We start from the raw sequence: 26,099 nt of genomic DNA on the forward strand, positions 1-26,099 counted from the left end.
CCTCACCCATCTGCGAACCATTCAGGTGAAACGTCTTCCGGCGTGTTGTCCATGTCAAACGCCATCCGCCAGGTACCGTTTTCCTTGCGGAACAGCAGGAACACACGGCCGGTTGACCCCTCCTTGCCCGTCGCGGCTTCTTCAGCCGGTGGCTGGAAGTAGTAGGACCCGAGGATCCCCGCCAGATTGCCGGACTGCCAGGCCGCTTCCTCCTTGTGCAGCAGCCGTCCCTTGAGGTTCGGGATGGATCCCGCGTACCAAGGCTTCACCGCCTCAAGCCCGCGCCTCAACGGGGCCTTGGCATTCGCGTAGACACTGTCATCGGTGTAAAGAGCAAAAAGCGCGTCCAGATCCTTGCCGTTGAATGCGGCAAGCCAGTCTGTGAGGGCTTGCCGAGCGGCGTTCATCTCGTCCTGATTTTCGATCACCTCAACTCTCCCCTGTCTCGGCCACGAGGGCCTCGGCCTCAATCTCAACGCGGAAATCACCGACGAGCTTGCCAACGACAAAGGTCGTGTTGGTGGGAGGATGCGCCCCGAACACACGGCCATGGGCGCGGCTCACCGCTTCGACGTCCTCCTCATGCACAATGTAGGTTCGCGTTCGGACAACATCGCCCAGCCCCGCGCCGAGGGCTGTCAGCGTCGCTGCGATCTTGTCCAGAATGTAGGTGGTCTGCGCGCCGGCATCACCGGGGGCAATATCGTGATCATGACCGTGCGTTGCGGTTGTTCCGGACACCACGATGCGTGCGCCGTCGCGCAGGCCTCGGCAATAGCCCGCAATGGGTTCCCACTTCGATCCCGAGAAGGCGCGGCGGCGTCCGCGGTCATCCGTCTCTACTTCCAGAACCGATGGAATCTGGCTCAGATGATGTGACAAGTCACCACTCGCCGTCAGGAAGGGCGGCTGGCGGTATTCATCCCCGCAATCCCCGGGGATGGGCTGGGTCCGGGCAAATGCGGCATCAAGCAGCGCGTGATCCTCGGCATCAAGGCTGAACTGAAACAGCTTCAGATTGTCTGTGCGGTGCTCGGCCTCTCCCAAACGCGCGCCGATGATCACGCCGGCCACGTGGGCTTGTTCCAGCACCCAGCGGGATGCGACATTCGATACCGATACGCCATGTTTCCGCGCCACCTGCGCGGCAGCCCGCAGCACAGCCTGAAAGGCGTCCCACCCGCCCGCGGTCTCGATAAAGCGCATGTATTTCATCCGGCTCCAGTCCGGGATGTCCTCGGGTTTTGGCTGATCCAGCCATTTGTCCGTCAGAAAGCCACCGCAGAGGGTGCCATAGGCAAGCAGGCGGACGTTCCGCTCTCGGCACAGATCCGCCAGATGCCCGGCAGCGCGCCTGTCCACCAGAGAGAAGGACACCTGGTTGGACACCAGCGGGATCCCTTCGGCCAGCGCCAGTTCGAGATGCGCTGCATCAAAGTTGGTGACCCCCAGGGCCCGTATCAGCCCTTCCTCCTTCAGGGTCGCGAGTTCCCTCAAGGCGTCCAGCCAAGCCGGGTGCTCAAAACTCCACCAGTGAAATTGCAAAAGATCGACGGTATCGACGCCAAGGCGATCCAGGCGCTCCTGCACACCGGCGCGCACGATCTCTGGCGTCATGGGCCCGGGTTCAGGGCACCACTTGGTGAAGGCATGCGCCTGCGGCTCGCGGCGCAGCATCTTGCCCGCGATCAACTCGGCGCTGCCATAGTGATCGGCCATGTCGAAGGTATCGAACCCGGCCTGCGCATACTTCTGCAATGCGTCCGCTGCAGCGCTCAGATCCGTTTGCCTGCCGTCGCGTTCCTGATCTGCAACCTGCCAGAGACCGGTGAGAATGCGGGAAATGTTCAACCCTTCGGTCAGATCCGTTCTATCAGGTGTCATGGCGGGTCCCCAGATGTTTTGAGATGGTCTGGCGCTCCGGCAACAATCCCTGCGGGCGCCAGAGCAGCAGCAGGCAGAGCATCACGCCGATCACGACGATCTGCAGTGAAGCCGCACGCGCTTGCTGATCCGCCGGAAAGACTTCGGAAATCAGACTGCCGGACAGCGCCCAGATGGCCCACACCAGCACCGCGCCCAGGATGGCGCCCATGTTGTTGCCCGACCCGCCCACGATCAGCATCGCCCAGACCTGAAAGGTCAGCATGGGCAGGTAGTTCGGGGGTGAGATGAAGCCCACGAAATGCGCCTGCACTGCACCTGCGAGCCCCATGATCGCGCCACCCAGCGCAAAGGCCTGTAACCGCAGGGCCGCAGGGTTCTTGCCCAGCGATTGCGCCGCCGCTTCATCCTCCCGGACCGCGCGCAAGACGCGGCCCCAGGGAGAGCGGGCCAGATGCTCCAGCACCAGATAGAGCACCACGACCAGCGCCGCCGCCAGCGCCAGATTGGCATAGTTGAACAGCAGGGCATTCGCCTGAACACTGCCAAAGGCACGGGGGATGAACCCGACACCGAAGACACCGCCAGTCAACACCTCGATATTCTGAAAGCACAGCTGAAGCGCAATCGCGATCCCGAAGGTTGTGATCGCGAGATAATCGGACCGCAGGCGAAGCGTCAGCGCGCCCACCAGAAAGGAGACGACCGCGCTCACACCCGCCGCACCGATCCAGCCAACGGCAATGGGCAAGCCGAAGCCACCGATACGGTCCGGCGTGGCGGGTGTTGTCAGAAGAACCGACGTATAGGCCCCCACCCCCACGAACGCCGCGACACCGACGTTGAAAAGACCTGTCTGCCCCCACTGCACATTGAGGCCAAGGCAGATGATCGAAAAGGTCATTGCGAGTGTCAAAAAGAAGGCGGCATAGGCAAGGTATTCCATCAGGAAGGCCTCCCGAACAGGCCTGTGGGGCGCACCAACAGGACAAGGACAAGAACAATGAAAGCCACGCCTGCCCGCCATTCTGCCCCAAAGATCTGGACGGCGAATGCCTCTGCCAGCCCGATGATCAAGCCACCGATCACGGCACCCGGAATGGATCCGACCCCGCCCAAGATCGCCGCAGCAAAGAGCGGCAGCAGCAAATCAAAGCCCATGTAGGGCCTGATCTGGACCAAAAGGCCTGACATCACACCGGCGACGCAAGCCAGGCCTGCCCCGATGATCCAGGTGACACGAATGACACGCTGCACCTCGATCCCGTAGACACCGGCAAGGGCCGGGTTTTCCGAGACCGCCCGCATCGCCCGCCCCATCGGGGTGCGGGTGACAAACAGGTTCAGCGCCACGACCAGTACGGCCGTCAATCCGATCGTCAGCAACTGATCAGGCGTCGCGCGCATACCCAAGCCAAGTGGCTCTGCTATCTGCAATTCCCGGGTCAGATACTGGGGGTTCGCTGTGTAGATGAACTCCAGAAGCGAGCGCAGCGCCATGGATGCACCGAAACTCGCCATCACGATGATGATCGCGTCCGCACCCCGCCGTCGCAGCCGACCAAAGAGCAGCTTGTCGAGCGCCATCGTAAGGAGAATGGTCAACGTGATCCCAATGATAAGCGAGACAGGCAGTCCCCAACCGAAGCTGAACGGACCTAGCGGTGTGGTAACCCCCAAACTCGCCACCAGCCCACCGAGAAAGCCGGACACCGAAAGTGTCAGATAAGCCCCCCAGGCGAGGAAGTCTCCATGCGTGAAATTCGCAAATCGCAGGATTGAGTAGGTCAGCGTCAGGCCAATCGCCCCAAGGCCAATCGTTGTTCCCGCGATGAGTCCGTCGATTATCGCCTGAAAGCTCATGCCTGCGCGCGCTCCGGTGATTGGCCGAGAAAGAGCTGACCGAGTGTCTTGCCATCCCGCAGCGCCTCAGTCGGTCCATCATGGGCCAATGCGCCATCGACAAGCACCAGCGCCCGCGTCGTTATTTCCAAGGCTGCGCGCACATTCTGTTCCACCAGAATCAGGGTGACCCCCGTCTCGTGAATGCGCCGCAACGTGTCAAAGACTTGCCCGACAAGCTTTGGCGAAAGACCAGCGGACGGTTCGTCGAGCATCAAGACGGGCGGGTCCGTCAAAAGGGCCCGCGCTGCCGCAAGCATCTGGCGCTGACCACCGGACAAGGCCCCTGCGAGGGCGTTGGGTCTCTCTTTCAGGTCCGGGAACATGTCGAACATCTTGTCGATCTGATCAGCCCGCTTGCTTGCAGGCACCAGTTCTGCCGCGATCTGCAGGTTTTCGCGAATGGTCAGCTGTGTGAAGATGTTTTCAGTCTGCGGCACGAAACCAAGGCCGCGCCGCGCCAGCGCGTGAGATGGTGCGCCTGTAATGTCATCATCGCCGAGCTGAACGCGACCTCCCAAACAGATGACCTGCCCCGCGATCGCCTTTACGAGTGTCGACTTTCCGGCGCCGTTCGGCCCCACCACGGAGACCGCCTCACCCACCTGAACATCAAAGCTCACTCCTTTGACGATTGGTAGATCAGGGTCGTATCCGGCCTGAAAATCGGTAACGGACAAAGCGGTCATGACGGCATCCCATCCAGGTAGACGTCCACGACCTCGGGACGGCGCGTCACCTCTTGCGGCGCGCCTTCGGCCAGAAGCCGTCCAGCCGCCATCACCACCACCCGCGAACACAGCCGGGCGATCATGTCCATGTTGTGCTCGATCAGCAGGATAGAGATCCCGCGGCTATTGATATCGGCAATGCGGTCAATGATCAGATCAAGGAGCGCCGGGTTCACCCCGGCTGCAGGTTCGTCCAGGAGAATGACCTTTGGTTCCGTCATCAGGACCCGCGCAAGCTCGAGCAGCTTGCGTTGCCCGCCTGACAGGACGGAAGCTGGTCGGTCTTCCAGATGGCTGAGCGACACGAAGTCGATCAATGCGCGCGCCCGGGCCACGTTCGCGCGCTCCTGCGCGGCAACAGCCCCGGGACGTATCAACACCGACAAGACGTTTTCACCCACCTGCCCCTGCGCCGAGGTCATCACGTTCTCGAGGACCGTCATACGCGCGAAAGGTTTGGGAATTTGGAAACTTCTGCTCAAGCCACTGCCGCAGCGTCCCTGTTGCGACCGATCCGTGACATCCTCACCTGCAAGACGGATCACACCCGCCTTCGGCCGGAGCGTGCCAGCCAACAGATTGAACATCGTCGTCTTTCCGGCACCATTGGGGCCAATCAAACCCACAAGCTCGCCCGTCCCGACATTCAGAGACATGTCACGGACAACGTTATGGCCACCAAAGCTCATGCTGAGCCCATCGGCGGAAAGAGCGGGATTCGACACGCGACTTCCTTAACGTCTTTAAAAGTTGATCAACTATCAATAATCGATTATTAAGATGTCAAGCCCTATCGGCAGGTCCGTTGGGTTTGGGCGACGCAACACCCGGAGGTTTCCTTGAGCCAGGATCCCGTAACATTGAACGGTCTGTCAGGCCTCGCGCCTGTCGCGCGTGAAACGGCGCAAGATCTTGTTTATTCGCAACTTCGCAGATCACTGATCTGCGGCGGGTTTGACGCCGGCGATGTTTTCAAGCCCGCGGACGTTGCAAAACGCATGTCCGTCAGCTCCATGCCCGTACGCGAGGCATTGGCGCGACTGGTGTCTGAACGTGCGCTTGAAGCGATGCCCAACCGTCGGGTCCGCGTGCCCTTGCTCAACCGCGATCAGATGCGCCGCATCCTCCATGCCCGCAAATTGATCGAGGGCGATCTGGTCAAAAGCGCGCTGAACAACATAACCGCACGGGACATCACCAAGATGGAGCTGCTCACGGACGAGTACGAGGCCGCCTCAAACGAAACGGAGGTGGCACTGGCGAACCATGCGTTTCATTTCACCATCTACGATCAGGCCCAGTCCCAGGTTCTGTTGCCATTTGCCGAAAGCCTCTGGATGCAGGCGGGTCCGTACATCCGCGCCGCGTCGCGCCTCGTATCAACGCCGCTGTCGACATCTGCCACGAAGTTTCACCACGAGATTATAGATGCCCTCCGGAACAAGGACGGCGAGGCCCTGTTGACGGCCCTCTACAACGACTTGTCGGGGCCATTCGACATCCTTGAACACGCCCCTGAACCCGTTTGGGGAAAACCGCACCGTGCCTGACGATCAGTTTCAGCTATGGGATCTGCGGGTCGAGGTCGTGGCGCCCAAGGGCGCAACGTTGTGGTGCGGCGCCAAGGTCGGTGATTGGTTCGAATTGCAGGGCGAGATGCTGCATTTGCCGGACGGGCAAGGAATTTCAATCTACTCGCTGGCATCGGTCCTGCCACTCTTGGCAGCCAAACAGCGCCAGGCCGATCCCGCAGACTGGATGACCACCGACGCAGAGATCGCCTGCCCTGATCCAAATTGCACCTCGCGGCTGAAGATCACCCGGACAAAGCTGCGCACATTTCGTCACGGCGACACGACCGCCGTCCCCTTGAAAGGCACTCCATGACACATGTGCACCTCGGCGCCGGTCCGACCATGTCACGGGTCATCAAGGGTGGTTGGCAACTGGCTGGAGGCCATGGTCAAGTGGACCGGACCGAAGCCATCGCGGATATGATCGCATTTTGCGATGCCGGGATCACCACCTTCGATTGTGCCGACATTTACACCGGGGTCGAAGATCTGATTGGCGCATTCCGCACCGAATACCAAAATCTTCGCGGCGCGGAAGCAGCGCGCGCCATACGTGTCCACACCAAGTACGTCCCCAATCTCGAAAATCTGACGCGAGTGACACGCGCCGATGTCGAGGCGGCCATCGACACTTCCTTGACCCGACTCAGGACCGATCAGCTGGACCTCGTCCAGTTTCACTGGTGGGATTATGAGCTTGGCAACTTGCTGGAGGTCGCGGGTTGGCTGACGGACCTGCACAAATCCGGAAAGATCCTCAACCTCGGGGGAACCAACTTTGACACCGCGCACAGCCTCGCAATGGTTGAGGCCGGTATGCCGCTGGTGTCCATGCAAGTGCAATACTCGCTGTTGGACAACAGACCAACGCATCATATGGTCGACGCGTTTGCCCCGCACGACATCCAGTTGATCTGCTACGGTTCTGTTGCTGGCGGGTTGCTGTCCGACCGCTGGCTCGGTCAGCCCGAAATGACCACACCCTACGAAAACCGCTCTCTGACCAAGTACAAACTGATGATTGACGAGTTTGGTGGCTGGTCCCTCTTTCAGGATCTCTTGCAGGCGCTCCGCGACGTCGCTGACCGGCATGATACAGACATCGCCACGGTGGCAAGCCGAACCATTCTGGATCGCCCCGGCGTGGGCGCGGTCATCGTCGGCGCGCGCAATCGCAGTCACCTGCCGCGCAATCTCGAAATCACCACACTGACGCTGACCGATCAGGACCGGCAGGACATTCAGGCCGTTCTGGCGCACGCGCAACCCATTCCGGGTGATGTCTTTGACCTCGAACGCGATCGGTCGGGTCGCCATGGATCCATCATGAAATACAACCTCAACACGGAGTCCGCATAGTGGCCGATCTCCTTGCACTCGCCGAGACCGAAATCCGCAAGCGCCATGTCTTTTTTGTCGATTGGTATCGCGGAACGGCGGACCTGTCTGAAATGGACGTGACTGCCGCATGTTTTGCACCGGATTTTCGGATCATCTGGCCCTCGGGTGGGTATCTGGAGCGCGCACCGCTGCTGACAGCGCTGGCCAAGGCGCACAATTCAACCGGGCCTGAGTTTGAAATTCGGATCGACATCGATCACGCTGTCGCCCTGAGTGACGACCTCTGCCTGATGACCTTCGATGAATACCAAGAGACCGCAAACGGTCCCAATGCGCGGCGGGGAACTGCTGTTTTCAGTCGCGACGACAAGGCGCCGAACGGCGTCGTGTGGCGGCACTTGCAGGAGACATGGCTTACCCAGGAGTGACGCGCGCCAAAACCCAACAAGGAGAGATCACATGAGTTCAATGAAACATGCAGCCGGGGCGGCGTTTTTGTCGCTGATGGCATCAACCGCCATGGCCTGTGAAGTAACCGTCGGCGTTGTGCTGGAATTGACCGGGCCCGCAGGCGCTTTTGGTCAGGCGGGCGCGAAATCCATTGAAATGGCTTTCCGCGACATCAACGACGCAGGTGGGGTCATCGACGGCTGTACGCTTGTCACGGACACCCGGGACAGCCAAAGCCAGGGCAACGTGGCCGTCGATCAGGCGACACAATTGGTGAGCATCGGGAAGGTGCCAGTTGTGATCGGTGGCATCATCTCATCCGTGTCTGTTCCGGTTCTGACCTCTGTCACCGCCCCGGGAAAAATCGTGCAGATGTCGCCGGCTTCATCGTCGCCGACATTGACGCAACTTGGGCGTGAAGGAAAAACCGGCGGATACTTTTTCCGAACCATCACATCCGACGCGCTACAGGGCGTGGCGGCGGCAAAATATGCCCGTGACAACGGCCTCGATAATCTGGCGATTATTCACGTTAACAATGACTTTGGTGTCAACTTGATGCGTGAATTCACCTCTGCCTTCGAAGCGCTCGGCGGGACCATCAAATCGACAACACCCTACAACGAAAACCAGGCCAACTACGCATCCGAAGTCACCGCCGCCCTGTCAAGCGACCCGGAGACACTGTATCTCATCTCCTACCCCGTAGATGGGGCCACAATTGCGCGAACCTGGATCTCTCAGGGCGGGCCGCGGCAGTATCTGTTCAACGACGGCATGAACGCAGCCGAGTTCATCGAGGCGGTGGGCCCCAAATTCCTGGAAGGTGCCTTTGGCACGTCGTCCGGTACGACCGAGACGAAATCCACCGAGTACTTCTATGCCAACTACGGAGACGTCTCCGGCGGCTTTGAACCTTCGGCACCAGCGGCCGATCGATCCTATGATGCGGGTGCAATCGTTGGTCTGGCGATTGCAAAGGCCGGTGTTGCCGAAGCCGACGCCATCCGCGACGCCATCCGAGACGTTGTCGATCCGGCGGGTGAGCCGATTTATGCAGGGCCCGAGGAATTCGAGAAGGCGCTTGGCCTGATCGCCGAGGGCAAGGCGATCAAGTATGAAGGAGTGATTGGTCCTGTGGCCTTTGATGACTACGGCGACATCTCCGGCCCGTTCCGCCTATGGCAGATCGTTGAGGGCGAGGCCGTGACAACAGGGCAAATGACGACCGAAGAAGTTGCGGAAACGGTTGCTTCAATACAATAGCGCATCGTCTGGGGCCTGGTATCTCTCGGGCCTCAGACCATCTTCCCCAACGCGGCATGTGTTTCGGAAAGCAGCCGGGACACATCACTTTCAGACGTCACGATCCCCGGCGAAAAGCGCAGGATGTGATCCCGTCGGTCAAGCGCGAACCCCCGCTCCAAAAGCGCGTTCAAGAGTGTTTCCGCAGCCTCGACCTGAATCATGATACTTCCGCCGCGCGCCTCTGGATCGTCGGGACTGACGCATGTCAGACCCATATCCTGAAATCCGCGACGCAGACCTTCCCCCAACGCATACGTATGCTCACAAAGCTGCTCCCTGTCTTGCACCATATTCCATCGCAGGGCGGGTAAAGACGCAATCGCAGGAACGATCGCAGGCGTGCCGTGATCGAAGCGGCGGATGTCCGGCGCTAGGGCGAATGTCTCAAGATCCCAGCTGAACGGGTTGTCCTGACTGAACCACCCCCTAAGGGTCGGCTCACATTTGTTCAGACAGGATGGGGAAACGTAAAGGATTCCAGCTCCGGGCGTGCCGCATAGCCATTTGAGAGAGGTGGAGACAACAAAATCCACCTCGGGGCTGGTCACATCAAAGGTCAGCAACCCCGCCCCTTGAGTGATGTCCACACCGATCACGCTGCCCATCTGTCGGCCGTGCCCGATGAGCGTGTCGAGGTCGGACCGATGGGATGTTGTCGAGGTGATCCATGTCAGCAGGGCCAGTCCAACCGTTTCGTCCCAATGGCGGACAAAGTCCTCATCTTCGACCCAATGTGCACCTTGGCGCATGGGAACAGTTTCAAGCGTGAAGCCCAGCCTCGCTTCCAACCCGCGCAACAGGAAATGCAGCGATGGAAAACAATCGGCTGCGATCAGTACCTTCTTGCCGTGCAGATACCGTTCTGGAAGCGAACCCAGCAGTGAAGCAAACCCGGATGTCACGCCCTCCGTTGTCGTCAGACTGCCCGCCGGTGCGTTGATCAAGCCGGCCCAGAGTTCGATGAACTCCTGTCGCAACGGAAGCATCCGGTCCCAATGCCCGGTGTCCGACGCGCCAAAGCCTTCTGCAAATTCACTCAGGATAGCTGCGGTTTGACTGCCCTTCCCTGGATAGGTTCCTATGGAGTGATAGAGAAAGTACCCTGTGCTGTGTTCCGATGTGCTCATGTGGTTTCGGTCACGAAATCCGCGCGCAGGCTGACCTCGATCACTTCACAATCGGCGCTGGGGTTCGTGTATCGGCTTTTGAGGAAAGGCGGCAACACAAAGGCGTCGCCCGCCACAAGCTGATATGGATCTTCGCCTGTAACCTCGAGTGTCATGGTCCCCTCTTTCACAAATGTGAAAAGGATATCGGTGTCGTGGCTGGTCCACACCGTATCCGTGCCATCGGGGCGGGCGACGTGGACGCCCGCAACGTTTTGCGTCGCCTCCCCAATTCCCGTATCGCGGCTTTCCCAACCCGGAATGCGCCACGGCCCCCAAGTCGCTTCGGACACTTTGTGGTGGACGAACTTTGTCCCCTGCCAGTCGCGATCCGGGTTCACCGTGCCGTTGGGCAACTCCATCTCATGGTCGATCGTGGTGATGTGTTCAGCGGGCACACCGATCTCCAACACCTCGACATTCGCAGATGCCTCGAGAACACGGTGGCGGATCTGGGGGGGCTGGATGACGCAGCATCCTTCCTCCAGGACAAACGGCGCACCTTGGTCCTCGTAAACCAGCCGGACCCATCCGCGATAACAGAAAATCAGCTGAAATCCGACGGTGTGGTAATGCACCATATCTGGCACCGGCCCACCATCCGGAATGCGAATATGGCTGGCGATGATCGATCCGCCCAGCCGATCCGGGATCAGATCGCGGTAGCGCATCCCGGCCCGGCCAATGACCCAAGCATCGCTGTCACGTAAATGACGTACCATAAACGAGTGCTGTGTCTCTGGCATATCGAGGGGAGGTTTCGCATCCACAATCTCGATCACGTTGCCGCTGGGACTGGTCAGCGTGTCAGCACCGCCCGCAAAGCTGTCGGGTTCCAGGCACCGCAAGCGAAGTCGACCCGGCGGCATATCCGCATCACGGTCGAGCCGAATGCGCATCCCATGCCCAGATACCAATGCAACGGCCGGATCATCAGCTGGAAATATTTCTTCGAGGCGAAAGCCCAGCTGCTTGAGGAAGAACGGCATCTCGGTCTTCAGGTCATCGACGGGAAGATAGACCTCTGCGTGCTCGATCTTGCTGGTTTCGGTTGCGATGTCTTTCATTGTCAGCTCCTAAGGCGAGACTGCGTCAGCGGTTGTGGTCAGCACCAGGATCCGCGCCATCCCGCCCTCGCCGGCGAGATAGGCGTGCGGCATGGTCCCATCGAAATAGATGGAATCCCCCGCATCCAATAACAGCGGAGCGTAGTGAGCGGAGTGCAGAACGAGCTGTCCCTCCAGAACGTAGAGGAACTCCTCTCCCGGGTGGCCGGACAAGGTATCATCCGGGCCGAACCTATCGCGACTGACAACGTTGATGGCTGGATGCATCTGCTTTTTCGACAGATCACTTGCAAGGATCGTAGTCAGAAAGCGGTCCGTTTGAAGGTCGCGCCCCTGCCCCGCGCGTGAAACCGAGCGGATACCTGATTGCAAGGGATGCGCGGCATGGGAGTAGAACGCCGTGATATCGACACCCAGCACCTGTGCCAGAACATAGAGGTTATGGGCGGAAACAAGTGTCTTGCCCGTTTCGACCCGCGAGAGTGTCGCGTCGGAAATCCCCGTCGCAGCAGCCAGCTTGGCCAGAGACCAGCCCTGCTCCGAGCGAAGCTGCTTGAGACGCGCACCGATGTCAGGCGGTTCGGGAATACCGGGCTTTTCAACAACGTTGCTCATGTGTCGACCTCTCGAAGCGCATCCTGAATACCATGCTCAATACAAAATAAGCAATGATATTTCATATGTGTGATAAAATCCCATAAATGTCACGCCTTGCCTGGATGGATTTTGGCCGCGATAGGACCCGATGATTTTGGGAACGCCATGCTTTCGGGATCAGCCTGATCCGCCGCTGCTTTATAAGTAAATTTTTGACTTAAAAACTTAAGCAAGATATATGATTTTACATTTAAACGGTGCCAAGCAAAGCGACGCGCCGATAGAGATGGAAACGTGCCGGGCAATGCGGCAAAGGCAGAAATACGATGGCGTGGCGCTGGTCGCACCATACACGGAACCCTACGCGCGCTACTCCTCACATACGGCGCACTGGTGGATTGCGCGCGCTCTGCGCGGTTGCCTTCAGACAGCGGGGCTGAACAAGAACGCCCTGGACGGTTTCTGTGCCAGCAGCTTTTCTCTTGCACCTGATACGGCCGTCGGGCTGACACAGCATCTGGGGCTGTGCTTGCGCTGGCTTGACCACATCCCCATGGGCGGCGCCAGTGCGATCGTCGCGCTCAGACGTGCGGCCCGGGCGGTACAGGCCGGGGATGCGGAAATCATTGCCTGCGTGGCCGGCGACACCAACCATACTGACAGCTTTCGCAAACTGCTGTCAGGGTTCTCACGATTTGCGTCCGATGCTGCATACCCTTACGGCTTCGGCGGCCCGAACATGAGCTTTGCGCTGCTCACCGATCACTACATGAAAACCTACGGTGCCACACGGGCGGATTTTGGCAAGATCTGTGTGGCGCAACGGGACAACGCCTTGCACGCACCCGGCGCGTTGATGACGAAACCGCTAACGCTGGAGCAATATCTGAACGCCCGGATGATCTCTGATCCGATCGCGCTTTTTGACTGCGTCATGCCGTGCGCCGGCGCCGAGGCCTTTCTGGTCATGACGACGGACCGGGCAGTGAAGATGGGCCTGCCCTTCGCCCGGATCTCCGGCCTGATTGAACGGCACAACGCCCATACTGATGACCCGATCCAGTTCCGTGGCGGGTGGACCATGGATGTGGATGAGCTTTACGCAATGGCCGAAGCGACACCAGAGCAGATCGACCTGCTGCAATCCTATGATGACTATCCGGTGATCTCGATGATGCAGATGGAAGATCTGGGCTTTTGCGCAAAGGGCGAAGGCCCCGCATTCGTGCGCAGGCACGATCTGACCATCGACGGGTCCTTCCCGCACAATACATCGGGCGGCCAAATCTCCGGCGGCCAGGCTGGGGCCGCGGGCGGATATCTCGGCCTTGTAGAGGCCATTCGTCAGGTGACGCACACAGCAGGTTCAACGCAGGTGAAGGGTGCCAAACGGGCGATGGTGTCGGGCTTCGGGATGATCAATTATGATCGCGGCTTGTGCACAGGCGCCGCAATACTGGAGGCAGGCGACATATGAGCAGCCGCGCACACATGCCAAAGAAAGATCCACAAAAGCGGACAAACACGCCTACGCAACCGCCACCACAACGCAGCCGGGCAGCTCTCGGCCTCACAGCTGCAGCAGCCGAAGGTCGTTTCATGCTCCAGGTCTGTCCGGAATGCCGCGCCGTGCAATACCCACCGCGCGATGCCTGTGTCGATTGCCTCGACACGGCGCTGCAATGGCAAGACATCACTCCCACCGGCCAACTGCTTGCCGACACAACAGTTCGAACCTCCACCAACCTTTACTTTCGTGAACGAGGAGATTGGCGTGTCGGGACCGTGGAACTTGACGCCGGCCCCAAGATTGTCTGCCATCTCGCGCAGGATTGCAGCGCTCCTGAACGCGTCACATTGCTTGCACGGCTCGACCGGTCCGGCCAGGGCGTGTTGGTGGCGCAGCCGGAGAACAGCAAGACGCGGCTTGCCGATGACCCCCAACTGAAGGCTTTGACAAGCGATCCACGCCACGCACGGGTGCTGGTGACAGATCTCCGCAACGCCAATACTCCCGCACTTGTCGAGCATTTGCTTGCAGCGGGGGCTGAGACTGTTTTCGTTGGGGAAAGCGAGGCTTGGCGCAAGGACCCGCAACGCGATGCACTGGCAGCCATACCGGGTGTCGAAATCATGCCACTTGATGTGACGGACACAAATTCTGTCAGGCAACTCGCGGCTGAGATCGGGGGAAAGATTGAAATCTTGATCAATAATGGGCGCTTCTTGCGCCCTGCCCGCCTACCCTCAGGCGGCGATACGGTCTTTGCGGCGCAGGAGATGGACGTGAACTATCTGGGTTTGCTTCGGCTGGCCCAAGGCTTTGGCCCAGCTCTGGCATCGCGGACAGCGGATGGGCAACGCCAGGCGCTTGCGTGGGTCAACATCCTGTCGATCTTTGCGCTGAACCCAGTGCCTGGCTTTGACACGTTCGCAGCCTCACAGGCCGCTGCGCGATCCCTTTCACTGTCGATGCGCGCTACCTATCAATCTTCCGGGTTGCGGGTGATGAACGTCTACGTCGGTGCAACCGAGGATGTCTGGCATCAACCGGTGCACCCGCCCAAACAATCCCCTCGCGCATTGGCGCGCGACCTTGTTGCCGGGTTGCAGGATGGGCTCGAAGACGTCGTCAGCGGCGACACGGCCCGCGACCTGATGGAACGGTTTCGCGAGCATCCCGGCGTGTTTGAGCGCGAAGTGACCTTTGGAGAATGGGGCGTTTGATGAGCCACAGCCTTCTGACAGATGTGACGCAGGCGCTGACAACAGGCGTTTTGCGACTTGTGGACCTGACGCACACGCTGGACCCAGACTTCCCGGTCATTATTCTGCCGCCGGAGTTCGGTCAGTGCGCCAGGTTCCGGATGGAAGAGGTCTCTGCCTATGACAATCGTGGCCCGGCGTGGAAATGGCACAATCTGACGCTCAATGAGCATACCGGCACGCATTTCGACGCGCCCGCCCACTGGATTTCCGGGCGTGACGTGCCAAACGGAACGGTGGACGCGATCCCGGTGGACGCATTCGTCGGGCCTGTGGTTGTCATCAACTGCTCTGCGGGGGCGGCCACGAATGATGATTTCGAACTGACGCCCGACATCATTTTCGATCATGAAACTGCGCACGGTACCATTCCCGAAGATAGTTGGGTTCTGATGCGGACCGACTGGTCGAAACGACGTGGCGCGGATTATCTGAACATGCAGGCGGACGGCCCGCACTCACCTGGCCCCACACCGGATGCCGTTCGCTTACTGGTCGAAGAACGGAACATTCGTGGTTTCGGCACTGAAACCGTGGGCACGGATGCAGGCCAAGGCAGCCACTATACACCACCCTACCCGGCACATTTCATTCTGCACGGAGCAGGGAAATTTGGGCTGCAATGTCTGTGCAATCTCGACCAACTTCCACCGACGGGAGCCGTTCTGATCGCGGCGCCACTCAAGATCAAAGGCGGCACTGGCAGCCCATTGCGAGTGATGGCTCTGGTGCCGGGATAGGGATTTGCCGGTCATGGACAATGCTCGATCCGAAGGCACTTAGACAATCCTAAAACGACCTGCAAAGCGCATGCTAAATCGCCTTCTATTGGAGTTTTACACCTAAAATCCACGTATAGGTTACCCACAACGTCGCCGGGAAGCAGAGTTTGAAAGGCATTTCGCATGAGCCAGACTATTCCGACCTTCGCATCCGACCCATCAACAAGCGAGCTCGAGCGTAACAACCTGGCGGTGACGAACTTCGAATTCGCTGCGTGGCATCTCGCTTCGGCTTTTGCCAAGTGGCGGCGTGATTGCAGCGCCTCACTTCCCTACAACGACCTCAGTGGGTCGGAAACGTCGATCCTGCACATCGTACACATGAGCGGGACACCAAAGGGGCTTTCCGACATTGCACGCCTTTTGCATCGCGACGATACCGCAAACCTGCAATATGGGATCAAGAAATTGCTCTCAATAGGCTACGTTGAGAAAGCGGATGGTTCCAGTTCTCGCAAGCTGACACGATATCAGGTCACGGAGGAAGGTGAGGCACTGGTAACGGCGTTCCATCAGCGCCGTGAGGAAATCCTGCTGGAACTTACACAAGCGCTACCTGGTGTTTCCGACACGATTGAGAAAACAACAAACGTCCTGCACGTGATGGCCGGTCTGTATGAGCAAGCAAGTGAAATCGCACTGATGCGTTCAGTTCAGAGCCCATCTGAAGATTGAGCTCACCGCTCCTTCGGTGCCATAGTGCAGAAACGGGCCGTGATGACCCACGAATGCAGGGTAGCCGTCGCCAGTGTCGCTCACAAAAAGCTTTTGACGGTCTCTATCGCCCCATCAAGCGCATCACCATCCGGATCTTGCAAAGCAGCCTCGCGCAAACGCTGAACCCACGTCGCTGCATCGTCGCGCCCCTTCAAAAGCTCGGCGGCAGACATGACCTTCGTAAACTTGGTGAGACCACGCGCGTGGGTGTCCGAATATCCTTTGATCAGACGGCGGTTTTTGAACAGCTCAACGGCAAGTGCATAGTCTTCGGTGCACGCATCCCGGCACGCTGACAACCAGTCTGCCATATGCTGAACTTCAACGGCATGTCGACGGGTACGCAGGCGATACCTTTTGAGCCCGCCCAAGACATGCAGCATCAAGAACACCCGCAAAGTGTGTGTTCTCAGGCGACGCCCCTTGGAAAAGATGCGGTTCAGCAAGGCCATCCTTGCCGGGCTGGCCTCCCAACGGGCGCCCATTTTTGCAGGAAAGAGGCTCACCACCTCTTCCGCTCGCGGATGGAAGAACTCGGTCAATTCCAGAACCTTGTCCGCCGATGCATCCATTTCCTCGTGAATGCGCAACAAGCGGGAGGATCTGGTCTTGAGGTCCGCCACACGAATGATGTCGTCGTAGACCATTGCGTTGGCAATATACTTCGCGGCCGTCCGAGTTAGTTCCCAATCACGCTCGGGTCCGTCTTGGGTTTGAAACTCCGACAGCCGGTCCAAATACAGGGTCCCGTATTCGACATCTTGAAAGTCGACCACTTTCTTGAGCCCGGCGCTGGCTATGGGCTGGACCGGGTGTGCAAGGGCCGCGACACGGGTGGCGAGGTCATCCCAACCGCGCATCAAGGTTACGGGCCCAACCAACTTCCGCTCGGTCGACACAGTTTCATGTGCCACCGCAGGAGCAACACCAGCCGTCGCCGCCTCGAACCCGGCATTGAATGCACGCAGCGACGCGTCAACGCCCTTGCCGCTCCTGCGAATGGCATCCTCGAAAGCATCCCGCGCAAAGGGCAAAACCCCTGACCCTGCAAGAGCACCGAACAGGCTGGATGAGATCACGGAGCCCTGCTCGACCGCCAGTCGGTCCATATCAGCAAGGATCAGGGTCTGGGCTGCAATCTCCGCCGCCGCGCGCACCTCCTCTGAATTCGCTATTCCATCCCCGGGGGCGGTTTTCTCAGACACGGCGAGGGCGCGATGGGTCGAGCCAATCAGAACCGTCCGATCCGGCGTCACGAACCCACGCATGACCGCACGCCCGACCTCCATCATTTCAGCAGCAATGACCACATCCACATCACCCTCTGCAGGGGCAAGGGAAAAGACCGGTGTCTTGTCCGATGCGGGCATCATTTCGACGTAGTAGATCGTGGCGCCCGTCCGCTGCGCCACGCCCGCGACAGACGTGGCCTGACATGTGTAGCCCTGCGCACGAGCCAGGCTTTCGATCCAATTGGTCAGAACACCGCCGCCCTGCCCGCCAACAGCGATTATGGCGATCTTGAGTATGCGCCCCACCGCCGGATCCACCGGTTTTGGATCAAGCGCGAGGTTCATGCTGGTGCGTCCTCGAACCGCAGCCGCTTGGCGTCCCGCCTTTTCTGCAACCATCGGATTGTGCGGTTGCGCAACCCCGCCCGCCAGCTTTCGAACCCTGCCGGATTGTGAACCACGTCGGCGCGGTAGAAGGATGGGCAAAGAACGGCAGCATCGGCGACTTCACCGCAGTTGCCACACCCCACACAGGTCTGGTCAATATGCGCGATCGGGTCATCACGCAGCGGGTCATCGAGTTTCTTGAGCGAGAGTGAGGGGCATCCCGACAAGCGGATACACGCATGATCGCCCGTACAGACATCGGCATCCACACCGAAGCGCGGAACCTCGACACGCTTGCCGTCCTTGATGGCCGCCTTGCGGATTGGCTTTTCTCGGCGTTGCTTGTTCAGCATACACTCGGATGACGCCACGATGACTTTTGGACCTTTGAAATCGGTGGTCAGCGCCTCGCGCACGGTGTCGCGGACATGACCGACGTCATAGGTGTTGTCGATCTGCCTGATCCATTCCACACCAACCCCCTTGAGAGCATCGCTGATCGGATTGTTGGTCGCCTTGGTCTTGTTCTGCGCGCGAGACGACAGGATGTCCTGCCCCCCCGTCGCCGCAGAATAGTAGTTGTCCACGATCACGACGACATTGTCAGATTTGTTGAAGACCATGTTGCCGATGGAGGAGCTCAGGCCATTGTGCCAGAAGCCGCCATCACCAAGGATCGAGATCGCGCGCCGCTCTCCCCCTCCGTCGAAGGCCCCATTCGCGGCCGGCCCAAGACCGTAGCCCATGGTCGCGCCCCCTATCTCGAACGGGGGCAAAGACCCGAACAGATGGCAGCCTATGTCCGCGCTGATCTGGCTTTTGCCCAGCTCCTGTTCCACCAGTTTCAGACCTGCAAAGATCGGGCGCTCCGGACAGCCGGTACAAAAGCCGGGGGGTCGGCCGGGCACGGTCTGCGACAGGTCCGGGATGGCCGGTGCCTCCTGGTTGGGCGCACGGACTTGGCCGGGCAACAGATCTGGTGCTGCCTCTTTCAGGAAATCGGTGATCCCATCGAGCATGACCTGACCGGTGTATTCTCCGGCCATCGGCAAAACACCCTTGCCAAGCAATTTGATCTTGTGACCGCCTTTGTAGAGAAAGTTGCCCAATGCCTGTTCGATATGCTCGGGCTGCCCCTCCTCAACAACCAGAATATGGTCCTTGCCCGCGCAGAAATCGTCAAACTCAGATCGAACCAACGGATATGTGACGTTCAGACAATAGATGGCGATATCCGTTTCTCCGAAGACATCTGCCAGGCCCAGACGCTGCAAGGCTCGGATAACCCCATTGTACATCCCGCCCTGCACAACGATCCCGACTTTCGCATCCTTGGACCCAAAGATTTCGTTCAGGTCATTTTCAACAATGAACGCCTCTGCCGCTGGCCAGCGATGCTCGATCTTTTCAAGCTCGTGGGTGTAGCTTGCAGGTGGCAGAACAACGCGCTTGAAATCGGACTGCGGATTGGCGATGGCCTCCTTGACTGTCAGGGCCGGAGAAACGTTATCCCGTGTCTTGAAACTGCCGGTCACATGGCAGGACCGGATGCGCATCATCAGCATCACGGGTGTGTTGCTCGCCTCCGACAATTCGAAACCATCCTTCACGGCCTTCGTGATACAGGGCAGGTTCGGGCGCGGATCAAGCAGCCAAAACTGGGATTTCATGGCGAAGCCGTGGCTGCGCTCCTGCATGATCGAAGAGCCTTCACCGTAGTCTTCACCGACGATGATCAGCGCGCCACCGTTCACGCCAGATGAACACAGGTTTGCCAGCGCATCCGACGCAACATTCACACCAACCGGCCCCTTGAACGTCACGGCGCCCCGGATCGGATAGTGGACGCTGGCAGCGAGCATCGCTGCCGCTGCGGCCTCCGATGCGTTGGCCTCAAAGCGCACGCCAAGCTCGGTCAGCAGATCTTCGGCATCCGCGAGCACGTCCATCAGGTGGCTGATCGGGGCCCCTTGGTAACCACCGACATAGCCGACACCATTCTCCAACAGCGCCTTGGTGATCGCCAGAATCCCCTCGCCCGTGAAAACCTCGCCATCGCCTTTGCGCAGGTGCTCTACCTCAGCCTTGAATGACCGCTCAGCCATTGGTCCTCCTAGAAATCATGCTTTCTGATGTTGCGCAGCATGGTTTGAAGCGTCGCGACAAAGACCCTTTGGTCTTCTTCACTGATACCCTTGAACATGGCGCTGTAAGACGCCGCCATGCGCGGCCAGATCCGCTCGAAGGCATCGCGGCCGTCGCTCGTCAAAAATATACGCGTTCCGCGATTGTCCTGACTGTCAGCTTCCCGACGCACCAGGCCGCTTTGCTCTAACGTATCCAGAGCCCGGCTAAGCGTCGATTGCTCGGCTACCGCATAGACGGCCAGATCCCGGATCAAGGGACCGTCGATGACGGCCAAAACAGCAATCGCGCGCATCTTGACCGTTGTCAGACCCATGGCGGACATTTCGTCACGCAGCGACGCATTGTATCGCCCCATGATGCGGTTCATCAGATAGGGCGCATAATTGCCCAGACCGATCTCCCCAAGTGGTGCGGTCTGTGTTTCGACCTTGTCCTGTTTGTTCACGCGCCCAGCTCCTTTGCCACATTAAAGCCTGAGCCGCCGCCCAGGCCGGGCCCGGGATGGGTGGACGCGCCTATGTGATAAAGGTTCTTCACGCCCGTGCTGTAATTCGACTGCCCAGCATGTGGACGCCATACAAAAAACTGGTCCAAAGTGCACGCGCCGCCATAAGGGTCACCGCCCACCAGGTTCACATTCATTCGGGCCAGATCGGCAGGCGAATACGCGCGGCGTTTGAGGCGGATTTTCCGCCAGTTGCGGATATGTTGCGAAAGGATGGCTTCGACCCGGTCAGCGAATGCCTCGCGCACAGTTTCCGTCCATTCCGGCGTCGTGTCGATGCTGCCCGCTGCATCACCCTTGATCGTGCGCGGCGCGTCGGGGATCTGCAGCCAAAGGATTGCCTTACCCTCGGGGCAGCGCGTGGGGTCCAACCTGTGAGGCTGACCAACACATATCGTTGGCCTTTCGGGCAGCATTCCACGTTCTGCTTCGTTCGCGGATTTCGACACTGAATCGATTCCATCAGCCAGATGGATCAGAGCCACATCCTCAAGACCTTCGGCAGTCCAGTCGATCGGGCCGTCCAGAGCGAAATGAAGTTGGAAATTTCCACGCCCGTAGCGGTAGGACTTTACGTCCGGCTCATCCTTCTGGGGCGACAAGAGCCCGTCATAAAGCTGAGCTGGTGAAGTGCTTGCGATCACATTGGTTGCGTGCAGCACGTGCTTGTTCGTGGTTTCCACCCCGACGCAGCGGCCAGTGTCAATAATAGCATGCCGCGCCTCAATTCCGGTGCGGACTTCTCCACCGTGGCTCTCGATCACCTTGCGCAACGCTTCAGCCGCCTGTCCTGCGCCGCCCTTGACCACCGGCGCCCCCGCGGCCTCAAGGGCAAAGGCAATGACACGTCCCATCTGACCGGAATAGGTGGCTTCCGGCGTCAGCCCCACATGCAAGACCCAAGGGGCCCACAGCGCCTGCACATCGGCGCTATCATAGCTTGTTTCCAACCACCCGCGCGCGGGCTGCAATGCACGACCGAACCACGCCTTGAGTGGGCCGAGCCCGACCTTCCAGGCGCGCCGTGCCAGCAGCCATGCGATACGTCGTGACCACAAGGATTGGCCGAGCAACGCAAACAGAAACTCCGCATCCTGTTCAATTCCGCCCACATCGCGGGCGTGCTGGTCACCATCGCCATCTGCGCGCGCATTGAATGCTGCGACATTCGCTGACCGATCCGTGGTCAGCACCAGAGCCGATCCATCAGGTCGCAACACGGCCGTGGGATGTGTTCCGTTGCAATAGGCCATGCCATGCGCCGCCAGATCGTCCCCCAATGCCTGTTGCGCGGGCCCGGTCATGAACAAGACGAACGTCGCCGCCATCACATCGTGGTGGAACCCGGGCAAGGTGACGTCATCGGACGTGTAGAGGCAGCCTCCGATACGGTCTTCGCGTTCAATCACCAGAACACGCGCACCTGATTTCGCCAGCATTGCTGCCGCCACCAGTCCATTGATGCCAGAGCCAATCACCAAGTGATCGAAACGATCTGCAGTCATCCCTTGGGCACAAGCGCAAGCGCGCGGATCGGGCTCCCCGTCCCCTTGGCGATTTTCAATGGTGCGGCGATCAGAATTGCCCCCTTTGCCGGCAACTTATCGAGGTTGGCGAGCGACGCCAGCCCAAAACAATTGTCCCGATGCAGCAGGTTGTGTGCTGGGAATGGTGGTTCCATCCCACCGGCCTGCCCGGCATCAGTGCCGATGCATTGCGTGCCCCAGCCAACAATCCTCTTGCTGAGCAGATATTCGATGCAATCCGGCGTGGGGCCGGGCGAGTGCGGCCCATCTTCGTCGGCGTTCAGGAATTTTGCCTCATCCCCAACCCGGGCATCCCAATCCGTGCGCATGACAACCCACTCGCCCGCACCGATCTCACCATGTTCAGCCTCCCAGGCCTTCACGTGGTCGGCGGTGAGCAGGAAGTCCTCGTTCTCTGCTGCGTCCGTTGAGCAATCCAGAACGTTCACCGGAGCAATCAAACGCTGCACATCAATGCTATCGGTGTATCCGTCCTCAAAGTCCTTGCCCGTAATCCAATGATGCGGCGCATCGAAATGCGTGCCTGAGTGCTCACCCAGCACAAGCCAATTCCATGCAAAGAAAGGACCGTCTTCATCATATTCAGAAATCTTGTGTATTTCGACCTTGGGCGTGTTGCGCGCGAAGTCAGGCGGCAGTTGCAAAATGGGCGTCTCAGGTCCCAGCACACCAGAACAGTCAACAACCTCAACGCCGCCCGAGGCCAGCAATTCACCCAGGCTCCCTACTATGTCTTTCGCGCTCAATTTTTGATCTCCCTGAATATCGCTGCAACGCCTTCACTTGAATACGTCGATTCAAAGCTAGACAGAATTACATGCATTTGCAATTATCTTTCAAGGACGGAAGACAAGACAGCGATGAACAAGCAACCGGATGCCGTATTTGTAGGAGCAGGGCACAACGCCTTGGCATGTGCGTGCCATCTTGCAGATCGTGGCTGGCGCGTGGAGTTGTTTGAGCAGGCTACGACACCTGGCGGGGCGGTCAAATCGGGCGAATATACGCTACCGGGATTTCACCACGATTGGGCCGCGATGAACCTGTCGCTCTTTGCGGGATCCAAATTTCACAGGGAAAACGCAAGCAGTCTGGCCAGACACGGACTGACGTTCGCGCCGACTTCACATCCATTCGCATCTGCTTTCCCAAATGGGCGCTGGTTGGGAGTATCTACTGATGTCGCATTGACCACCGCCCGTATTCGCGGTTTTTCCGAGGCAGACGCACGAGCCTGGACAGAGCTGACAGAAGCATTCGATGGGCAGGCAGAACAGATCCTTGGCCTGCTCGGATCACCGATGAAATTCAGTGCGTTTGCATCTTTTGCGTGGAAGGCACACCGCAAACTGGGAATTGGCGGCGTTCTGGATTTGGCGCGGTTCCTTACAATGTCGCCACGGGCCTGGCTGGATGAGACATTTGAGACGCCACAGGTCAAAGCGATGCTTGCCGCCTGGGGCATGCATCTGGATTTTGCGCCGGACGTCGCGGGCGGGGCAGTGTTTCCCTATCTTGAAAGCATGGCCGGGCAGGCGTTTGGGATGGTTCTGGGCGCCGGTGGCGCGGACACCATGATCAACGCGATGGTGCGCTTGATCGAGGAACGCGGCGGTAAGGTGCATTGCAACGCAAGAGTGGCAGAGATCCGGCACATGTCCGGAGCTGCGACGGGAATTCTCCTTGAGGATGGGAGAGAGGTGCACGCCAGCCGCGCCGTAATTGCCAATGTTGCACCCGGTGCTCTCGTCAAGCTGACCGAGGGCACAGGTGACGCCGGGTATGATCGCAAGCTCTCCTCGTTCCATCACGCGCCGGGCACAATGATGATCCACCTGGCGCTGAGTGCCCTGCCCAACTGGACGGCGCCGGAATTGAAACGTTTCGCTTACGTCCACCTGGCGCCATCTCTTGACCAGATGGCTCGCACCTACGCTCAGGCGAAGGCCGGTCTTTTGCCCGATGAGCCGGTCATCGTCTGTGGGCAGCCGACGGTTGTTGATCCTTCTCGCGCGCCCGAAGGCAAACACATCCTTTGGCTTCAGGTCCGCATGGTGCCCAGCAAGATCAAGGGCGATGCAGGCGGCGCGATTTCTGCCAGAGCTTGGCCGGAGGCTGGCCCTGCGATGGCTGACCGCGTGATGAACATCCTGGAGCAATACGCGCCGGGCACCAGCGCACATGTCCTGGGCCGCCATGTGGTGACACCCGATATGCTGGAAGCCGACAATCCCAACCTGGTGGGCGGCGATCAGGTCTGTGGCAGCCATCACCTGCATCAGCATTTCCTCAACCGCCCCGCGCGTGGCTACGCCGATGGCACCACTCCGCTGCGCAATCTTTACCACACCGGCGCTGCCGTTTGGCCAGGCGGCGGAACCGGGGCTGGCTCCGGCATGATGCTGGCCGAAAAACTGGCCGGAAAATAATGACAAAAAATAGGGAGACTTTTTATGACACTTTCCAGACGAACACTTCTTAAAAGCACAGCAGCGGCAACAGTATTTTCGACAATAGGCTTACCGTCCCTTGCCGCGATTGATGAGCTTGTCATTGCCTACAACGTGACTCTGCCCAGCTGGGACCCAACGGTCGGTCCATCCGCGGTCAACCCCACCCTGCAAGGCTACTATTTGTCCGTCTTCGACCTGTTTATCCCGCAAAACCCCGATCTCAGCTTCGGCTCCGGGATTGTCACCGATTACGGCTGGACAGACGACAACACCAAGATTTTCCTGGATGTGCGCGACGGGGTGACCTGGCACAATGGTGACCCGCTAACGGCCGAAGACGTGGCTTGGTCGCTTCAGCGTGCAGCCAATCCCGACACAGGCAACCCCATCCAGTTCATCTGGGGCAAAATCAGTAACATCACGGTCGACGGCAGCCGGGTCACTGCCGATGTTGTCGAATTCGAACCCACGATTTTCAAGTGGATGTCGTTCCTGACCGGCTATGTCATGCCAAAGAAATACTACGAAGAGGTGGGCGCAGAGGGCTTCGAGGCTGCCCCCATCGGATCGGGTCCTTACAAGGTCGAACGATTCGAGCGGAATGCCTTTGTCCGTCTTGTCGCCAATGAAGACTACTGGGGCGGGGCGCCAGACTTCAAAACGGTCACCATCAAGTTCGTGACCGATGCTGCCAGCCGGGTGGCCGAAGTGGAATCCGGCAACTCTCATGTCACGCTGGAAGTACCCTATGAAGAGTATGACCGCTTGCGCGAACAGAGCGGTATAGAAGGCACGGCATCTCCCATTTCCGACATCGGGATGATCTTCCTCAACGATATCGAGATCATGCAGGACCCGAACGTGCGCAAGGCCGCGGCTCATGCCATCGACAAACAGTTGATCATTGACCGCCTCCTATCCGGCTACGGGATCGCAATCGATACCCTACAAACGCCAGACTACATCGCGTTCGACCCAAGCATCGAGGTTCCCTATGATCCGGAACTTGCAAAATCACTGCTCGCAGAGAGCGGTTATGGCCCCGACAATCCGGCGCGCTTCACGATCCAGACCACGCGCGGTTTCAAGCCAAAGGACTACGAGATGATTCAGGCCGTGGTCGGTCTATGGCGTCGCGTGGGCATCGAGGCCGAGATCGAAGTCTACGAGATCGCCAAGCACTTCGAGTTGCGCGCGGCGGATCAACTGGCCCCTGCCGCCTTTTACAACTGGGGTAACTCGGTGGGCGATCCCACCACGTCGACCGGCTTCGCGATGTTTGGCCCCTCCCCCCATTCGGTTTGGGATGGTGAAGACACATTTAACAAGATCCTGCCGCTCTGGGGCGAGGCAGACGAAGCCAAGCGCATCGCGGGCTGGAAAGACGTCGACCGCAGCATTGCCGAAAATGCCGAGGTCATCCCGTTGTTGCAGTATGTTCAACCGATCCTGCATGCCTCCGGCGTGAGGGTAACACCGCACCGCTCGGGCGCCCTGCTGCCTCATCTGATGACACGCGCCTGAATGGCTGCGTCTGACGGG

25 protein-coding genes are annotated in these 26,099 nt (G+C 59.2%); 11 read left to right on the forward strand and 14 right to left on the reverse strand.

The window, feature by feature from the left end; genetic code table 11:
- Nucleotides 1–2: 2 nt before the first annotated feature.
- The 6 genes from KUV51_RS06770 to KUV51_RS06795 are packed head-to-tail and all read right to left on the reverse strand — an operon-like array spanning nt 3 to nt 5,242.
- Nucleotides 3–428: a YybH family protein gene (locus KUV51_RS06770; protein WP_222520794.1), complete on the reverse strand. Its 426-nt coding sequence runs from the start codon at nt 426–428 to the stop codon at nt 3–5.
- A gap of 1 nt (nt 429) precedes the next feature.
- Nucleotides 430–1,884, reverse strand: a complete 1,455-nt coding sequence (locus KUV51_RS06775; protein ID WP_222520795.1) for an aldo/keto reductase — start codon at nt 1,882–1,884, stop codon at nt 430–432.
- The gene (locus KUV51_RS06780; RefSeq protein ID WP_222520796.1) at nt 1,874–2,830 is read right to left on the reverse strand and encodes a branched-chain amino acid ABC transporter permease; all 957 of its coding nucleotides are present in this window, start codon (nt 2,828–2,830) and stop codon (nt 1,874–1,876) included. Before KUV51_RS06780 ends, KUV51_RS06775 begins: the two co-directional genes overlap by 11 nt.
- Entirely contained in the window at nt 2,830–3,747 is a 918-nt protein-coding gene (locus tag KUV51_RS06785; RefSeq protein ID WP_222520797.1) for a branched-chain amino acid ABC transporter permease, read from the reverse strand. Before KUV51_RS06785 ends, KUV51_RS06780 begins: the two co-directional genes overlap by 1 nt.
- A complete protein-coding gene (locus KUV51_RS06790) occupies nt 3,744–4,475 on the reverse strand; it encodes an ABC transporter ATP-binding protein (protein WP_222520798.1) in 732 nt (243 codons plus the stop codon). Before KUV51_RS06790 ends, KUV51_RS06785 begins: the two co-directional genes overlap by 4 nt.
- Nucleotides 4,472–5,242 carry an ABC transporter ATP-binding protein gene (locus tag KUV51_RS06795; RefSeq protein WP_222520799.1) on the reverse strand — a complete coding sequence of 257 codons (771 nt, stop codon included), beginning with the start codon at nt 5,240–5,242 and terminating at the stop codon, nt 4,472–4,474. The genes KUV51_RS06790 and KUV51_RS06795 overlap by 4 nt, the downstream gene beginning before the upstream one ends.
- Nucleotides 5,243–5,356: 114 nt before the next feature.
- Here KUV51_RS06795 and KUV51_RS06800 point away from each other — a divergent pair, with 114 nt between their 5' ends.
- From KUV51_RS06800 to KUV51_RS06820, 5 genes are read left to right on the forward strand one after another with little or no spacing between them, the layout of a single operon-like run.
- Entirely contained in the window at nt 5,357–6,067 is a 711-nt protein-coding gene (locus KUV51_RS06800; RefSeq protein ID WP_222520800.1) for a GntR family transcriptional regulator, read from the forward strand.
- Nucleotides 6,060–6,404: a TIGR04076 family protein gene (locus KUV51_RS06805; RefSeq protein ID WP_222520801.1), complete on the forward strand. Its 345-nt coding sequence runs from the start codon at nt 6,060–6,062 to the stop codon at nt 6,402–6,404. The genes KUV51_RS06800 and KUV51_RS06805 overlap by 8 nt, the downstream gene beginning before the upstream one ends.
- Nucleotides 6,401–7,450, forward strand: a complete 1,050-nt coding sequence (locus KUV51_RS06810) for an aldo/keto reductase (RefSeq protein WP_222520802.1) — start codon at nt 6,401–6,403, stop codon at nt 7,448–7,450. The genes KUV51_RS06805 and KUV51_RS06810 overlap by 4 nt, the downstream gene beginning before the upstream one ends.
- Nucleotides 7,450–7,860, forward strand: coding sequence for a hypothetical protein (locus tag KUV51_RS06815; RefSeq protein ID WP_222520803.1), 411 nt, complete (start codon nt 7,450–7,452; stop codon nt 7,858–7,860). Before KUV51_RS06810 ends, KUV51_RS06815 begins: the two co-directional genes overlap by 1 nt.
- A 31-nt stretch (nt 7,861–7,891) precedes the next feature.
- Nucleotides 7,892–9,148, forward strand: coding sequence for an ABC transporter substrate-binding protein (locus KUV51_RS06820; protein WP_222520804.1), 1,257 nt, complete (start codon nt 7,892–7,894; stop codon nt 9,146–9,148).
- Between the two features lie 32 nt (nt 9,149–9,180).
- Here the strand turns inward: KUV51_RS06820 and KUV51_RS06825 are convergent, their stop codons facing one another.
- From KUV51_RS06825 to KUV51_RS06835, 3 genes are read right to left on the reverse strand one after another with little or no spacing between them, the layout of a single operon-like run.
- A complete protein-coding gene (locus KUV51_RS06825; RefSeq protein ID WP_222520805.1) occupies nt 9,181–10,317 on the reverse strand; it encodes an aminotransferase class V-fold PLP-dependent enzyme in 1,137 nt (378 codons plus the stop codon).
- Nucleotides 10,314–11,423: a cupin domain-containing protein gene (locus KUV51_RS06830; RefSeq protein WP_222520806.1), complete on the reverse strand. Its 1,110-nt coding sequence runs from the start codon at nt 11,421–11,423 to the stop codon at nt 10,314–10,316. The genes KUV51_RS06825 and KUV51_RS06830 overlap by 4 nt, the downstream gene beginning before the upstream one ends.
- A gap of 9 nt (nt 11,424–11,432) precedes the next feature.
- A complete protein-coding gene (locus KUV51_RS06835) occupies nt 11,433–12,038 on the reverse strand; it encodes a helix-turn-helix domain-containing protein (RefSeq protein WP_222520807.1) in 606 nt (201 codons plus the stop codon).
- A gap of 286 nt (nt 12,039–12,324) precedes the next feature.
- Between KUV51_RS06835 and KUV51_RS06840 the strand changes: the two genes are divergently transcribed.
- The 4 genes from KUV51_RS06840 to KUV51_RS06855 all read left to right on the forward strand — a co-directional run bounded on the left by KUV51_RS06840 (nt 12,325) and on the right by KUV51_RS06855 (nt 16,243).
- Entirely contained in the window at nt 12,325–13,497 is a 1,173-nt protein-coding gene (locus tag KUV51_RS06840) for a thiolase family protein (RefSeq protein ID WP_222520808.1), read from the forward strand.
- Between the two features lie 14 nt (nt 13,498–13,511).
- The gene (locus KUV51_RS06845; RefSeq protein WP_261385673.1) at nt 13,512–14,747 is read left to right on the forward strand and encodes an SDR family NAD(P)-dependent oxidoreductase; all 1,236 of its coding nucleotides are present in this window, start codon (nt 13,512–13,514) and stop codon (nt 14,745–14,747) included.
- A complete protein-coding gene (locus KUV51_RS06850) occupies nt 14,747–15,526 on the forward strand; it encodes a cyclase family protein (RefSeq protein WP_222520810.1) in 780 nt (259 codons plus the stop codon). Before KUV51_RS06845 ends, KUV51_RS06850 begins: the two co-directional genes overlap by 1 nt.
- A 165-nt stretch (nt 15,527–15,691) precedes the next feature.
- Nucleotides 15,692–16,243, forward strand: coding sequence for a winged helix DNA-binding protein (locus KUV51_RS06855; RefSeq protein WP_222520811.1), 552 nt, complete (start codon nt 15,692–15,694; stop codon nt 16,241–16,243).
- Between the two features lie 80 nt (nt 16,244–16,323).
- Here the strand turns inward: KUV51_RS06855 and KUV51_RS06860 are convergent, their stop codons facing one another.
- Genes KUV51_RS06860 through KUV51_RS06880 form a run of 5 tightly spaced genes read right to left on the reverse strand, consistent with a single transcriptional unit; the run spans nt 16,324 to nt 22,850 of the window.
- Nucleotides 16,324–17,862, reverse strand: a complete 1,539-nt coding sequence (locus KUV51_RS06860) for an indolepyruvate oxidoreductase subunit beta family protein (RefSeq protein WP_222520812.1) — start codon at nt 17,860–17,862, stop codon at nt 16,324–16,326.
- Nucleotides 17,859–20,009 carry an indolepyruvate ferredoxin oxidoreductase subunit alpha gene (locus KUV51_RS06865; RefSeq protein WP_222520813.1) on the reverse strand — a complete coding sequence of 717 codons (2,151 nt, stop codon included), beginning with the start codon at nt 20,007–20,009 and terminating at the stop codon, nt 17,859–17,861. Before KUV51_RS06865 ends, KUV51_RS06860 begins: the two co-directional genes overlap by 4 nt.
- Before the next feature lie 8 nt (nt 20,010–20,017).
- The gene (locus KUV51_RS06870) at nt 20,018–20,497 is read right to left on the reverse strand and encodes a MarR family transcriptional regulator (RefSeq protein ID WP_315898798.1); all 480 of its coding nucleotides are present in this window, start codon (nt 20,495–20,497) and stop codon (nt 20,018–20,020) included.
- Entirely contained in the window at nt 20,494–22,062 is a 1,569-nt protein-coding gene (locus KUV51_RS06875) for a phytoene desaturase family protein (RefSeq protein ID WP_222520814.1), read from the reverse strand. The genes KUV51_RS06870 and KUV51_RS06875 overlap by 4 nt, the downstream gene beginning before the upstream one ends.
- Nucleotides 22,059–22,850, reverse strand: coding sequence for a cyclase family protein (locus KUV51_RS06880; protein WP_222520815.1), 792 nt, complete (start codon nt 22,848–22,850; stop codon nt 22,059–22,061). Before KUV51_RS06880 ends, KUV51_RS06875 begins: the two co-directional genes overlap by 4 nt.
- A 114-nt stretch (nt 22,851–22,964) precedes the next feature.
- Between KUV51_RS06880 and KUV51_RS06885 the strand changes: the two genes are divergently transcribed.
- Together KUV51_RS06885 and KUV51_RS06890 are read left to right on the forward strand one after the other, a co-directional pair.
- Nucleotides 22,965–24,533 carry a phytoene desaturase family protein gene (locus tag KUV51_RS06885; RefSeq protein WP_222520816.1) on the forward strand — a complete coding sequence of 523 codons (1,569 nt, stop codon included), beginning with the start codon at nt 22,965–22,967 and terminating at the stop codon, nt 24,531–24,533.
- Between the two features lie 24 nt (nt 24,534–24,557).
- On the forward strand, nt 24,558–26,081 hold the full coding sequence (locus KUV51_RS06890; RefSeq protein ID WP_222520817.1) for an ABC transporter substrate-binding protein: 1,524 nt from the start codon (nt 24,558–24,560) through the stop codon (nt 26,079–26,081).
- The last annotated feature ends 18 nt before the right edge of the window (nt 26,082–26,099 follow it).

The sequence above is a fragment of the Tateyamaria omphalii genome (assembly GCF_019802125.1).
GTDB lineage: Bacteria > Pseudomonadota > Alphaproteobacteria > Rhodobacterales > Rhodobacteraceae > Tateyamaria > Tateyamaria omphalii_B.